Genomic DNA, 13,505 nt, shown 5'->3' on the forward strand with positions numbered 1-13,505 from the left:
ATATCCGCCACATCAGGAGGGTCGTCAGGCGAAAGCGGCCGCAACCTGCTCCGCGGTGAGACCGTAGTCGGCGAGCGAATACTTGTGCTGCGGCTTGCGGTCGCCCGACTTGGAGTCGGCGTCGAGCGCCACCATCGCTGCACGCCCCTCCGCCGACAGCGGAGTGCCGAGAGCGTCGTACACCCGGCCGACAGCGGCGAACGGGTCGGCGCGGAGCTCGTCGAACTGAACGTCCACGAACTGGGCCGGATCGTACTTGGCCCTCGCCTCCGAGAACGACCGCAGCCCACGCGACCAGAGGTCGAGCTGCGTCTGGCCGATGCGATCTCCCGTGAAGACCGTCGAATGCCCCTCCGTCGCATGCTCGGCGAGGCTGCACATCGACGCGATGATGGTCTCCGGCGGGCGATGAGTCTGCACGATCAAGGCGTCCGGGTACGCGGCCATCAGCGCGTCGAGCGCGAACAGATGGCTCGGATTCTTCAGCACCCAGCGTCGGCCCGGATCGTTGAGGCCGATCAACTGCAGGTTTCGACGATGCCGCTGGTACGCGGGTGTCCAGTCCTGCTCGGCAAGCCAGGCCGAATACGTCGGAAGGTACGCGAGCGACTCGTACGAGATCGACATGACCGACTGACGCAGCAGCTGCCAGCACTCCTCCACCTCACCGGCACTCATGTAGTGCAGGCCCATGAACTCCGGGTTCTCCACATGATGCTGATTGAGGCCCGCCTCGATCTGCTGGAAGACGGGATTGTCCTCCCACGTGTCGCGAGGCGGACGCGGCTGAGGGAACTCCGTCAACCACATCTCGAGTCCCTGGTGAGCGGGGTCGGCCGCAAGCAGACGGTGCAGGGCCGTCGTGCCGGTGCGGGGAAGGCCCGTGACGAACACCGGCCGCTCGATCGGAACGTCGACGTACTGCGGGTTGTTCTTCCATCCCGCTTCACTGAGAAGTCGCGCGATCAGCGCGCCTTTGAGGAAGAACCGGAACATCTTGCTGCCGAGCTCGGTGAGCCCGGCGTCCACCCGGTACGACTCCAGGAGCTTGGCGAGTGCGGGCAGGTAGTCCTGGTCGCCGAAGTCGTCGAGTCCCACCGTTCGGGTGGCGGCAGCGTGCAGATCCTCGACGGTTCCGACGGAAGTACGGGGCTCAGTCATGGTATTCACCGCAGTTCACATCAAGAGTGTGGCCAGTGATCGGGGCCGCCATCGACGATGCGAGGAACACCGCCGCGTCCGCGATCTCGTCGGGCTCTGGCAGCCGCTTCAAGTCGCTCTTGGACGCCGTCTGCTCATACACCTGCTCGGCGGTGATCCCGTACTTCTTGGCGATCTCACCGAAGTACCACTTGAGCTGGTCGTCCCAGATGTAGCCGGGAGCGACGCTGTTGACGCGGATCCCCTTCGGGCCGAGCTCCGTGGCGAGCGACTGCGACATGGCCAGAAGCGCCGACTTCGCGAGCTTGTAGCTGCCGTACCGCGGCTCCGAGTGCCGGATCACCATCGAGTTGATGTTGACGATCGAGCCCTTCGACGCCTCGAGCGCGGGCGTGAACGCCTTGATGACACGCAACGTGCCGAGAACCGTCAGGTCCAGGCTCGACGTGATCTGGTCGAAGTCGGTGCGCGCGAGCGGCTTCATCGACGGCATCGCGAAGGCGTTGTTGATCAACGCGTCGACGGCGCCGTACTCGGCGGTCACCGCTTCGACGAGGGAATCGACAGCCGCATCATCGGTGATGTCGGTCGGGACGACAAGCGCCTGACCGCCCGCGTCCCGCACCTCGGCGGCGACGTCGTCGAGCCTGGACTGAGTCCGGGCCGCGAGCACCACGCGCGCGCCGTGCGCGGCGGCGCGCAGACACAACGACCGACCGAGTCCCGGCCCGACGCCGGAGACGACGACGACTTTGTCTTGCAGTAGAGACATTGTTTCCTCTTTCGATGGGCCCCTCGACTGCGCTCGGGCACCCGGGATCGGTTGGAGAGTCAGCCGAGCATTCGGCGGGCGAAGGCTCGCTGGCGGACTGCGATCCGCTGCGCCCAGCCGTCGGCGTCGATCCGATTCGACTCGGCGAACGGGAGGTGAGCGGCGACGTCGGTGTCGTCGACGACCACCGCTGTCGGGCCGAGTTCGGGGCCGATCGGGACATCGGTGCGCTGCCAGCGGAACTGCAGGATGCCTCGCCTGCGGCCGGTGGTCTCGATCCAGTTCGCGACGCCGGGGTCGTTCGCCGAGATCACCAGGCGGATGTTGCCGTCCGGGTCGACCTGAGCCTGCGCCGAGTTCAACGACGTCTGATGATTGACGTAGTCGAGCGAGATGTACCAGAGGCTGCCCAGCTGGAAGCCCTGGTAGGGCGCGTCCGACTTCGGGACCGTGACGATCATCGCCTTCCCCGCGGGCAGATCGAAGTGCCCGACCGAGGAGTACTGCGTCGACAGTCCGCCGGGCGTGGTGCGCGGCGCGGTGAACGTGTTGACCGGCTCGTCGAGGTAGAACCACTTCGGGAAGTTGAACCACGTGTTGATGCGCGCGGTCAGCATCTTTGCCGCGATCGCATAGCGGCGTGCGACCTTCTCGGTGTCCGGTTCCTCGGGCGCTGTGCCGACGGTGTCGACGCGCTCGATGGTCACCGACCCCTTGGTCTCGCTCGCCCAGTCGCCGTAGACCTCTCGCACTGCGAGCATCGAGGCACCCTCACCCAGAACGAAGTAGCCGGGTCCTGGGTCGGCGACAGCAGGACCGAACGTGATCTCGAACGCTCCGTCCTCGTCGAGGGTGATGCGCCGGTCGTCGAACGCGTCGTCACCGCCGGGGACGTTCGTCGGCGTGTAGTCGCCGCGCAGCACCTGGAAGCTCAGGTCGACGGTGCTGCCGCGCACTCCGCGCACCACATACGTGGCGTCCGGCTCGACGGTCGCGTGGTAGTAGAGCGTGTCCGGGTTGTCCAGACCCATCTTGGAATACGGGCCGGTCGACGTCACGAAGTACGGGTGGCTCTTGCTGTGCGAGCGCGCGAGCTGCAGGATCGACGAGATTCCACCCGCGAGGTAGTCGAGCCCCTCCGCGCGGTCGGCGTCGGTCTCGGCGAACTCCGCCGCGGCGACCATCGACTCGGCCTGGGCGATCGCGTCGGTGAACGGCTTGGTCACCGAGGTCGGTTCGTTCACAGCCATGTGTCGCCACCGTTCCAGGTGATGAAGTTCTCGAGCTCCTCCTGAGCGGGTGTCACCCGCGGATGCTCGGTGGACAGGTATCCGCCCCGGTAGAACAGCAGCGGCTTGTCCTGCAAGACCTCGCCGAGGACGTTGGCACGACCGATCACGATGTGGTGGTCGCCGCCGTCGGTGACGGTCTCGACCGTGCACTCCACCCAGGTGAGGCTGTTCCGCAGAACCGGGAGCCCGGCGGGCGACGGATCCCATTCGATCTTCGAGAACTTGTCCTGGCCTGGGGCGCCGAACGTCGCGCTGACGTCCTGCTGCCGATTCGACAGGATGTTCACCACGAACGATCCACGTTCTTCGATGACCGGCCATGTGCGCGAGGTCTTCATCGGGCAGAAGATGACGAGCGGCGGGTCGAGCGACAACGCCGCAAACGACTGGCATGCGAAGCCGACGGGATTGTCGTCGGCGTCGAGCGTCGTGATGACCGTGACGCCGGTGCAGAACTGCCCCATCGCCGTCCGGAACTGTCGGGAATCGAATTCGTCGGTGCCGTACGGCGATTGCGGTGCCATGCGATCTCTTTCGTGTTGTCGTCTGAAAGAAAGAAGACCCGCCGGGTGGATGAGCGGGTAGTCCGTCATCCACCCAGCGGGAGGGTGTTACTTCAAGCCGATGGTGAAGTCATGGCCCCAGAGGCTCACGGCCGTCGACTCGCGGGCGATCCACTCGTCGTCGTCCACCTGGCGTCCTTCGCAGCCGAACTCGACATCGAAGCCGCCGGGCGTCTTCATGTAGAACGACAGCATCAGGTCGTTGACGTGACGGCCGAGTGTCGCCGACATCGGGACCTTCTTGCGGAGCGCACGGTCGTGAGCCAAGCCCACGTCGTCGGCCTCGGGCACTTCCACCATCAGGTGGACGATGCCGGTGCTGTTCGGGATCGGCAGGAACGCCAGCGAGTGATGGCGCGGGTTGCAGCCGAAGAAGCGCAGCCACGCCGGCTCCTCCCCTTCCTGGCGGCCGACGACCTGCGGGGGCAGACGCATCGAGTCGCGCAGTCGGAAGCCGAGCACGTCACGGTAGAAGGCCAGCGCCTTCGCGTCGTCGGTTGTGGTCAGGACCACGTGACCGAGGCCCTGCTCTCCGGTGACGAAGCTGTGGCCGTAGGGGCTCACCACGCGGCGGTGCTGCAGTGCGACACCGTGGAACGCTTCGAGGACGTTGCCGTCCGGATCCGAGAACACGATGAGCTCGGCGACGCGGCGGTCGGCGATCTCGTCGGCAGTGCCCTCACGGAACTCCACGCCGTTCTCGGTCAACCGATCGCGAACATTCTGCAGCGCCGCGGCGTTCGCCGTCTCCCAACCCGAGCACGCGAGGTGATCACGGTCGGACGGGACGATCACCAGTCGCGCCGGGAAGTCGTCCATTCGCAGGTAAAGGGCGCCCGGGATGGTTCCGGTGCCCTCGACCATGCCGAGGACCTTCAGTCCGTACTCGCGCCACGCATCCATGTCGGTGGCGTCGATCCGCATGTAGCCGAGAGACCGGATGGGGCTCTGGTCGTCAGTCATTGCTTCTTCCTTGGGTTCTTGAAAGTTCGTCGCGACTCAGACCATCGTGTCGCCGATGGGGATGCCGAACTCCCCGTTGCCGAACGCCTGGTAGGCACGCTCGGGATCGTTGGCGGCGTGGACGCGGCCTGCGTGAGCATCGCGCCAGAATCGCTGAATCGGCGTGCCGTTCTCCAGTGCGTTGGCGCCGGAGTTCTCGAACAGCAGATCGATGGAGGCGATGGCACGGCCGGTGGCGCGCACCTGGTCGCGACGAGCGGCCAGACGCAGTTCCATCGGAACCTCCTCGCCTGCGACGATCAGGTCGTACTCGTCCTGCAGGTTGCCCGACAGCTGACGCCACGCGGCGTCGATGTCACTGGCGGCCGCGGCGAGACGCACCTTGGCGAACGGATCGTCCTTGGCCTTCTCGCCGGCGTACGCGGCGCGGACGCGCTTGCCCTGGTGCTCGACGTGCGCGGCGTATGCGCCGTACGCCATTCCGACGATCGGCGCCGAGATGGTCGACGGGTGGATGGTGCCCCACGGCATCTTGTAGACCGGCGCGGTGTTCCGCTCGAGGCCCGGCGCCTGGCCCATGCTCATGGTGCGGAAGCTCAACATGCGGTGGCTCGGGACAAAAGCGTCCTTGACCTCGATGGTGTTCGAGCCGGTGCCGCGCAGGCCGACGACGTTCCAGACGTCCTTGATGTTGTAGTCGCTGCGCGGGATCAGGAAGCTGACGAAGTCGACAGGCTTGCCGTCCTTGAACACCGGACCGCCGACGACCACCCAGTCGGCGATGTCGCTGCCCGACGACCACGCCCACGAACCGTTGACCTTGTAGCCACCCTCGACGACTTCGCCCATGCCCATCGGCGCGTACGACGACGAGATGCGGACGCTCGTGTCCTCACCCCACACGTCTTCCTGCGCCTGCTGGGGGAACAGTGCGAGGTGCCAGTTGTGGATGCCGATGATGCCTGCGACCCAGCCCGTCGATCCGCATGCGGTCGCGATGCGACGGACGGCCTCGTAGAAGGTGACCGGGTCGACTTCGTGGCCGCCCCACTGCGCGGGCTGCATGAGTCTGAAGAAACCGGTCTCGGCCAGCAGTTCTGCGACCTCGTCGGGAACGCGACGCGCATCCTCGGTGGACTGCGCGCGCTGCGCGAGCTCCGGCAGCAATGCGTCGATCTTGTTCAGCACTTGCTGTGCGGCTTCACTCCGCTGTGCTCCCATGTGACTCTCCTTGTTCCGTCGGGCCGAATGCCTGTCGATGACCAATATTAGAACACGTTCTCGTTTTGAGTGGAACATGTTCTACTATCGATCTATACGAGCACTGAACGAGCAGACATCGACGAGGAGCAACGAGATGACTGACACTGCAATCCGCGAGATCGACACCGGCACCCCGCCCACCCGCTTCGCACGTGGCTGGCACTGCATCGGTCTGGTCGACGAGTACACCGACGGCAAGCCGCACTCGCTGGAGATCTTCGGCACCAAGCTCGTCGTCTGGGCGGACAGCAACGGCGACGTCAAATGTCTCGACGCATTCTGCCGCCACATGGGCGCCGACCTGTCGCAGGGCAAGGTCCGCGGCGACAACGTCGCGTGCCCGTTCCACGGCTGGCAGTGGAACGGCAAGGGCCGCTGCGCCGAGGTGCCGTACGCGAAGCGTCACCCGAAGCTCGCGAAGACCCGCACGTGGCCGACGATGCAGCGCAACGGCCAGGTGTTCGTCTACAACGACCCCGAGGGCAATCCGCCGCCGGAAGAAGTGATCATTCCCGAGCTCGCCGAGTTCGGCGACGGTCAATGGACCGGCTGGACCTGGAACAAGCTCGTCATCGAGGGCTCCAACTGCCGCGAGATCATCGACAACGTCGTCGACATGGCGCACTTCTTCTACGTGCACTACGCCCTGCCCGACTACTTCAAGAACGTCTTCGAAGGCCAGACCGCGGCGCAGTACATGAACTCGCACGGCCGTCCCGACGTCGCGTTGTCCACGGCCTACGGCGACACCCGCCTCGAGTCGATCGCCGCCTACTACGGTCCGTCATACATGCTGAACCCGATGGTGCAGTACTACGGCGAGTACGCGGTCGAGACCATCCTCACCAACTGCCACTACCCGATCGACTCGAACTCGTTCGTCCTCATGTTCGGCGTGATGGCGAAGATTCCCGAAGGCTTCTCGCCTGAGCAGGGCGCGAAGATGGCGAAGAAGATCACGCAGGGTGTCGAGGTCGGCTTCATGCAGGACGTCGAGATCTGGAAGCGGAAGACCCGCATCGACAACCCGCTTCTCGTCGAAGAGGACGGCCCGGTGTACCAGCTGCGTCGCTGGTACGAGCAGTACTACGTCGACGTCGACGATGTGACCGACGAGATGGTCGGCCGCTTCGAGTACGAGATCGACACCGAGAAGGCCCTGGAGAACTGGAACATCGAGGTTCAGGAGAACCTCGCGATTCAGGCCGAGGAGAAGGCTGCCGCAGAGGCCGCTGAAGCCGCCAAGGGCGCGTCGGTCTGATGACCGCACTGGCATCGGGCGGCGGCTGGGCGAAGGCGCCGGACTACACCGACGACCCGGCCCGGCTGTCGTCGATCGCCGACGCCACCGCTCGCGACCGCAGGCACTATCTTGCGGGCGGGATGTCGGAGATCGAATGCCGGACGTGTCACGCGTGCGTGCTCGTGAAGAAGACGAGCCCGCATCACACGAGCGTCCAGTGGAACGACGACGCCCGCGCCCGATGCCCCGAGTTCTCGGCGATCCTCGCCGAGGGCGGCAACCCCGCGATGCTGCCGACATGCCCGCGCATGTCGGCAAGCATCGACCACGGCGTGTCCGAGGGCATCATTCCCAAGGAGTCGCCGGTCACCGATCCCGACGGGTACTGGTGACGCGTCAGTTCGCGGCGCGAGCGGCGGCCTCCCGGCCGGAGACCCGGCCGAACGCGAGGGCGTCGGCGATGTGGAAGCCGCCGTCTTTCCGCCAGCTGTACGTAGAGCTGACCTCGCCTGCCGCGTAGAGCCCGTCGATCACCGATCCGTCGGTCCGCAGGACACGCGACCGACCGTCCCGGCGCGGACCACCGTTGCTCCATCCGAGCAGCGGGGTGACGCGCATAGCGTGGAACGGGCCCTGCCGGACCGCAGCCAATGTCGCCGCTGCGCGGCCGAACAGGTCGTCGACTCCGTCGTCACACGCCTGGTTATAGGTTTCCACGCTGCGGACCAGGACGTCCGCGTCGAGTCCGATCGCGTCCGCCAGTTCGGCCAGGGTGTCGGCTCGAACGATCATTCCCGACTCGATCTCCGCACTGTTGTCGGCGCTCCACCGGGTGTCCTTCATCAACATGTTCCAGCCCACCGGAAGCACATCCGGGGTCGGGCTGAGCGGTCCGGCGGAGCGGACCGCCTCGTCGAAGATCAGGTGGAACGCCCTGGTAGGGAACAGTTCGTGCCGTCCGCTGCGCACCGTGTGTCCATGCTTCGGCGTTGCGGTCTCATCGATGAAACGTCGCCCGTCGTCGCCCACCCAGAGGTAGCTCTGGGCACCCCACAGCGCGAGGAAGTGACCGAACTCGTCATCACCGCGGATGCCGGTGATCGTCATCATGTTGTCCATGTGCCAGAGGTCGGCTCCGATCTGTTGGGCCATCGCGTGGCCGTCACCGGTCGACGCGGGTGATCCCCACAGCACGTGTTCCTCGACTCGGAGGTAGTCGCGGACCATCTGCGGATTCGCGGAGAACCCTCCGGTGGCCAACACGACACCACCCCGCGCGCCGATCCGCGACCGCCCGGCGGGACCGTCGACGTCGACGCCGACAACCGCCCCACCGTCGGTGACCAGGGCCGTCGCACGAGTGCCGAACCGCACTTCGACACCGCGCTCCTCCAGGGCGCGGCGGAGGAAACCGTAGAGGAGTCCGTCTCCCATCCGTCCGCCGATCGTGTCCATTCCGGCGTAGCAGTCGCTTCCGTCGAGCTCCTGATACTCGGGCTCGGTGTGAAAATCGCCGCTGCGTCCCACGTCGGCGCCCATTGACCGCATCCAGTCCGACAGCCCGACCGTCGCCTGCGCCCACGCCTCGACCACGTCGTCGGCGACGGGAAACGGCCCGTTCAACGTACGCAGGAAGACCTGTGCACGATCGGCGTCCCGGTTCACGAACCACCCACTGCCGGACACTCGTGTGTTGCCGCCCGCCGACGATTCCGGCGACTTCTCGACGACCAGCACAGACGCGCCGTTCGCCGTCGCCTCGAGGGCTGCAGCTGATCCCGCGGCGCCCGACCCGATCACCACCACGTCGTACTGCTCGCTGAACTCCGTCATCGTTCACCCGTCCTGTCGTCCGATCGAACTCCTCCCTGCAGACTCTGGGCAACCGCAGGAATCGGCAAGAACAGGTCCCGCCGAGTGGGACGCAGCCTGTCGTGCTGTCGAGAACCGAATGCGAGAACCGGTCGACATCATGGCCGAGCGGGCGAAGAATCAGGGGTGCCCCAACCACTGGACGAGGAGTCCGCCATGCCAGCTCACACGCCCGCATCCACCGCACCCATCTGGTTCGATCTCGCGTCGTCCGATCCCGATCGAGCAGCCGAGTTCTACACGGCGCTGTTCGGCTGGACCGCCGACGAGCCTGCCGCCGAATTCGGCGGCTACCGCAACTTCCTCCGCGCAGGCGAACCCGTCGCGGGCCTCGGTCCCGCGATGGACGGCAGCCCGTCCGAGGTCTGGACCGTGTACTTCCGGTCCGACGACCTGTCCTCCACCGTCACTGCTGCCGAGTCCGCAGGCGGAACGATCTTCGCCCCGCCGATGCCGATCGGCGACCTCGGGTCGATGGCGGTCCTCGCCGATCCAGCGGGCGGCGCGTTCGGCCTCTGGCAGCCGGGTCTGCACACCGGCTTCGCAACCATGGGCGAGCACGGGGCGCCGTACTGGTTCGACGAGATGAGCATGGACTACGCGGCGTCCAAATCGTTCTACGAGAAGGTCTTCGGTTGGTCGCTCGTCGAGATCGGCGAAGGAACAGAAGGCGGACCGAACCAGTACTCGCAGGTCCTCATCAACGGGGAGGCGCAGGCCGGGATCATGGCCGCGGCGGGCATGCTGGGCGACGACCACCCGTCGTTCTGGCAGGTGTACATCACCGTCGACGACGTCGCCGCGACGCTGGAGCGGGTGATCGAACTCGGCGGCACCGTCCTGATGCCTGCCGACGACACCCCGTTCGGCGTTCTCGCGTCCTTCAAGGACCCGCTCGGCGCCGCGATCTGCATCGCCACGCCACCCGCTGACATGTGACGTCTCGCCTGGCGGGACGCCCCTCTGGTGCTCTCCGCCGATTGTGACCAGCATGTCGTCACAGTCGGCGGAAACTCCCCGCGACCCCTCGACCCACACAATCGTCTAACCTAGACTGAAACGTGTTCTAGTTTTGTGGAGTTCGAAGGGAAACACATGGCCACCGAAGAGTTCGACGTCATCGTCGTGGGAGCGGGCGGGGCAGGCTTGGCAGCCGCGCTCACCGCGAAGACGAAGGGCCTCAAGACCGTCCTGATCGAGAAGTCGCCGTACTGGGGCGGCTCCACCTCTCGTTCCGGCGGCGGCGTCTGGATCCCGAACAACAGCGTGCTCAAGCGCGACGGCGTCGAGGACACCGTCGACGCGGCCCGCACCTACGTGCACTCGATCATCGGCGAGCACGCACCTGCCGACCGCATCGACGCCTACATCGACCGCGGCCCCGAAGCACTCGACTACCTGATCGCGAACTCCCCGCTGAATCTGGAATGGGTCAAGGGCTACTCGGACTACTACCCGGAGGCCCCTGGCGGACGCGTCGGTGGACGCAGCGTGGAGCCTCGCCCGTTCGACGCCCGCCTCCTGGGCGACGACCTCGCGACCCTGCACCCGCAGTACACCAAGGCGCCGCTCAACATGGTGGTGCTGCAGAGCGACTACAAGTGGATGAACGTCGGCATGCGCCACTGGCGCGGCATCGCCAAGATGGCGAAGGTCGCCGGACGCTTCACCTGGTCCAAGAGCCGCAACAAGAAGATGATCGCGATGGGCGCGGCGCTCGCCGCCGAGCTCCTGATCGGCTGCCGCAACGCGGGCGTCGACATCCGACTGAGCACTCCGCTCACCGGCCTGATCGTCGAGGACGGCAAGGTCGTCGGCGCGAAGATCGAGTCCGACGGCGCTCCCGCCGAGATCCGCGCGAAGTACGGCGTGATCATGGCCAGCGGCGGCTTCGACCACAACGCCGAGATGCGCGCGCAGTACCAGCGGGCGCCGATCGGCACCGAATGGACCACGGGCGCCGCGTCGAACACCGGCGACGGCATCCGCGCGGCCCTCGATGCGGGCGCCGACGTCTCCCTGATGGACGACGCCTGGTGGGGCCCGACCATCCCGCTGCCGAAGGGCCCGTGGTTCGCGCTGTCCGAGCGCAACGTCCCGGGCACCTTCATGGTCAACGAGCGCGGTGTGCGCTTCATGAACGAGTCGCTCCCCTACGTCGAGGCAGGCCACCAGATGTACGGCGGCGACTTCGGCCAGGGCGACGGCCCCGGCGCCAACATCCCGGCCTGGCTCGTGATGGACCAGCGCTGCCGGAACCGCTACCTCTTCGCAGGCCTGCCCGCACGCCAGCCGATCCCCCGTAGCTGGCTGGAGTCGGGTGCGATCGTCAAGGCGGGCACCATCGCCGAGCTGGCCGAGAAGATGGGCGTCCCGGTGGACGCGTTGACTGCCACCACCGAGCGCTTCAACGGCTTCGCCCGCAGCGGTGTCGACAGCGAGTTCGGTCGCGGCGTCAGCGGTTACGACAACTACTACGGCGACCCGACGAACAAGCCGAACCCGAACCTCGGCGTCGTCGACAAGGCCCCGTTCTACGCCGTCAAGATGGTTCCGGGCGACCTCGGCACCAAGGGCGGAATCGACACCGACGTCGCCGGACGTGCGCTCCGCGCCGACGGCAGCGTCATCGACGGCCTGTACGCCGCAGGCAACACGAGCGCGCCGGTCATGGGCCACACGTACGCCGGCCCCGGCGCCACCATCGGACCCGCCATGGTCTTCGGATACCTCGCCGCCCTCGACGCCGCCGACAAGGCACGCCAGGGCGACGTCACTCACGCAGGAGCCTGACATGCCCATCGATCCCTCCATCGCTCTCGGCGCCGATCTCGGCGAGCAGTCGTTCTCGTGGACCGCACGTGAGATCGCGTCGTACAACCTGGCAGTCGGCGCCGCCGCCGACCCCATGGACGTCGTCGGACTGCAGTACGTCGACGACGCGGCGCCCAAGTCGTTGCCGTCGTTCGCCACCGTGGCCGCGAACTTCTTCGCCACCGAGGCGCCGAAGGTCGTGTTCCCCGGCGTCGACATCGACCTCGCGAAGGTCGTGCACGGCAGCCAGCAGGTGCGCGTGCACCGTCCGATCCCCGCGGCGGGATCCGCGACCACCCGCACCCGGATCTCCGAACTGCAGGACAAGGGTTCGGCGGCCGTCATCGTTCAGGAGGCGGTGACCGTCGACGAATCCGGCGAGCCCCTGTGGACCACTCGGTCGTCGATCTTCGCCAAGGGCGAAGGCGGCTTCGGCGGCGAGCGTGGAACGTCGAATCGGGTCGAGTACCCCGATCGCGCGCCCGATCACGTGATCACGGTTCCGACGCTGCCGCAGCAGGCCCTGCTGTACCGCCTCTGCGGGGACCGGAACCCGCTTCACAGCGATCCCGCATTCGCGGAGGGCGCGGGGTTCCCGCAGCCGATCCTGCACGGTTTGTGCACCTATGGCACAGTCTGTCGCGCCGTCGTCGACGCCGTGTACGGCGGAGATGCGAGCAAAGTGGTCGACTACTCGGTGACGTTCGCCGGCGTGGTGTTCCCCGGCGAGACACTTCGGATCGAAGCCTGGGAAGATGGCGATCGACTGCTCGCGGCAACCAGCGTCGTCGAACGTGACGGCGCGGCCGCCCTGGGCAACGTCATCTTCAGCACTGTCTAGTTGAAAGGACTTGCATGTCCACGTCTCTGCTTCCCGTTCTCGACGACAACCGTGAGGCCATGGCCGCCGATTTCGCCGATGTGATCGATGCGGAGGTGAAGAAGCAGTCGGGCCTGTCGGGCACGACGCTGAAGGCCGCATACGGTGCGGCGCAGAAGTTCAAGCCGGGTGTGGTGGTCGGTGCGACCAACAAGATGCTCCCCGAGTTCTTGACGGCTCTCTCGCCGCTGTGGGACTCGAAGCCCGCAGGCACCGCGTTCGGCGCCCATCTGGCCGCCAACAGCGACGCCGCCACCGAGGCGCTCCTCGCGGTGACCGACAGCCGAACCGAGTCGGCTCCCGCGGCCCTGTCGAAGGCCTACAAGGCCGTCCGCGGCAAGGCGAAGAACTATGTGGTCGAGGCACTCCCCGCAGTGGGCGGCGTCATTGAGAAGTACGCGGGCTGACCCTCACGGTCACTCCCGTTCAGGCGCCGCTCGAAGCTCTGTGCTTCGGGCGGCGTCTGCCGTAATGTCAGTTATGGTCAGGCAGCGCTGGTGACGATGAGCAGGAGTGCGGCGATCACGCCGATCACTCCGGCCAACAGAATCAACACTCGCCCGATGTGGAGACGCGCATTCTCGATCCGCGCCGATGATGCGACCTGCTGTGCAGCCATGATGATCCACTTCCGCTCATGTTCGGCTCTACGATCCGTGTTACTACAGTTACACAAGTTACA

Annotated in this window: 14 protein-coding genes; 6 read left to right on the top strand and 8 right to left on the bottom strand. The window is 66.3% G+C overall.

From position 1 onward, the window contains the following. Positions 1-24: 24 nt before the first annotated feature. From WFK36_RS18550 to hsaA, 6 genes are all read right to left on the bottom strand, one after another. Positions 25-1,161 (bottom strand): sulfotransferase family protein, encoded by a 1,137-nt coding sequence (locus WFK36_RS18550; protein ID WP_008378624.1) that lies wholly within the window; start codon positions 1,159-1,161, stop codon positions 25-27. Beyond that, complete coding sequence (locus tag WFK36_RS18555) at positions 1,154-1,933, bottom strand: SDR family oxidoreductase (RefSeq protein ID WP_008378622.1); 780 nt, start codon at positions 1,931-1,933, stop codon at positions 1,154-1,156. The genes WFK36_RS18550 and WFK36_RS18555 overlap by 8 nt, the downstream gene beginning before the upstream one ends. A gap of 59 nt (positions 1,934-1,992) precedes the next feature. Continuing rightward, positions 1,993-3,183 carry a hypothetical protein gene (locus tag WFK36_RS18560; RefSeq protein WP_336793440.1) on the bottom strand — a complete coding sequence of 397 codons (1,191 nt, stop codon included), beginning with the start codon at positions 3,181-3,183 and terminating at the stop codon, positions 1,993-1,995. Next, positions 3,174-3,749 carry a 3-hydroxy-9,10-secoandrosta-1,3,5(10)-triene-9,17-dione monooxygenase reductase subunit gene (hsaB, locus tag WFK36_RS18565; RefSeq protein WP_336793442.1) on the bottom strand — a complete coding sequence of 192 codons (576 nt, stop codon included), beginning with the start codon at positions 3,747-3,749 and terminating at the stop codon, positions 3,174-3,176. Before hsaB ends, WFK36_RS18560 begins: the two co-directional genes overlap by 10 nt. Before the next feature lie 87 nt (positions 3,750-3,836). Beyond that, entirely contained in the window at positions 3,837-4,751 is a 915-nt protein-coding gene (hsaC, locus tag WFK36_RS18570; RefSeq protein WP_336793443.1) for an iron-dependent extradiol dioxygenase HsaC, read from the bottom strand. Positions 4,752-4,787: 36 nt separating this feature from the next. Further along, on the bottom strand, positions 4,788-5,972 hold the full coding sequence (gene hsaA / locus WFK36_RS18575; RefSeq protein ID WP_336793445.1) for a 3-hydroxy-9,10-secoandrosta-1,3,5(10)-triene-9,17-dione monooxygenase oxygenase subunit: 1,185 nt from the start codon (positions 5,970-5,972) through the stop codon (positions 4,788-4,790). A 136-nt stretch (positions 5,973-6,108) separates the two neighbouring features. On the opposite strand from hsaA, the gene WFK36_RS18580 reads away from it, so the two are divergent. Then, positions 6,109-7,275, top strand: a complete 1,167-nt coding sequence (locus WFK36_RS18580; RefSeq protein ID WP_336793447.1) for a 3-ketosteroid-9-alpha-monooxygenase, oxygenase component — start codon at positions 6,109-6,111, stop codon at positions 7,273-7,275. Beyond that, the gene (locus WFK36_RS18585) at positions 7,275-7,649 is read left to right on the top strand and encodes a hypothetical protein (RefSeq protein WP_008378611.1); all 375 of its coding nucleotides are present in this window, start codon (positions 7,275-7,277) and stop codon (positions 7,647-7,649) included. Before WFK36_RS18580 ends, WFK36_RS18585 begins: the two co-directional genes overlap by 1 nt. Positions 7,650-7,653: 4 nt before the next feature. On the opposite strand, the gene WFK36_RS18590 is transcribed toward WFK36_RS18585, so the two are convergent. Then, complete coding sequence (locus WFK36_RS18590; protein WP_336793448.1) at positions 7,654-9,090, bottom strand: FAD-dependent oxidoreductase; 1,437 nt, start codon at positions 9,088-9,090, stop codon at positions 7,654-7,656. 195 nt (positions 9,091-9,285) lie between these two features. Between WFK36_RS18590 and WFK36_RS18595 the strand changes: the two genes are divergently transcribed. From WFK36_RS18595 to WFK36_RS18610, 4 genes are all read left to right on the top strand, one after another. Further along, positions 9,286-10,068: a VOC family protein gene (locus WFK36_RS18595; RefSeq protein ID WP_336793449.1), complete on the top strand. Its 783-nt coding sequence runs from the start codon at positions 9,286-9,288 to the stop codon at positions 10,066-10,068. Between the two features lie 156 nt (positions 10,069-10,224). Further along, positions 10,225-11,922 carry a 3-oxosteroid 1-dehydrogenase gene (kstD, locus tag WFK36_RS18600; RefSeq protein ID WP_336793451.1) on the top strand — a complete coding sequence of 566 codons (1,698 nt, stop codon included), beginning with the start codon at positions 10,225-10,227 and terminating at the stop codon, positions 11,920-11,922. 1 nt (position 11,923) lies between these two features. Continuing rightward, entirely contained in the window at positions 11,924-12,784 is an 861-nt protein-coding gene (locus tag WFK36_RS18605; protein ID WP_336793453.1) for a MaoC/PaaZ C-terminal domain-containing protein, read from the top strand. Between the two features lie 14 nt (positions 12,785-12,798). Next, on the top strand, positions 12,799-13,230 hold the full coding sequence (locus WFK36_RS18610) for a DUF6918 family protein (protein ID WP_008378601.1): 432 nt from the start codon (positions 12,799-12,801) through the stop codon (positions 13,228-13,230). Positions 13,231-13,307: 77 nt separating this feature from the next. Here WFK36_RS18610 and WFK36_RS18615 read toward each other — a convergent pair whose 3' ends face one another. Beyond that, the gene (locus WFK36_RS18615) at positions 13,308-13,442 is read right to left on the bottom strand and encodes a hypothetical protein (RefSeq protein ID WP_263053692.1); all 135 of its coding nucleotides are present in this window, start codon (positions 13,440-13,442) and stop codon (positions 13,308-13,310) included. Positions 13,443-13,505: the final 63 nt, after the last annotated feature.

The sequence above is a fragment of the Gordonia malaquae genome (assembly GCF_037148075.1).
GTDB classification, from domain to species: Bacteria; Actinomycetota; Actinomycetes; order Mycobacteriales; family Mycobacteriaceae; genus Gordonia; species Gordonia malaquae.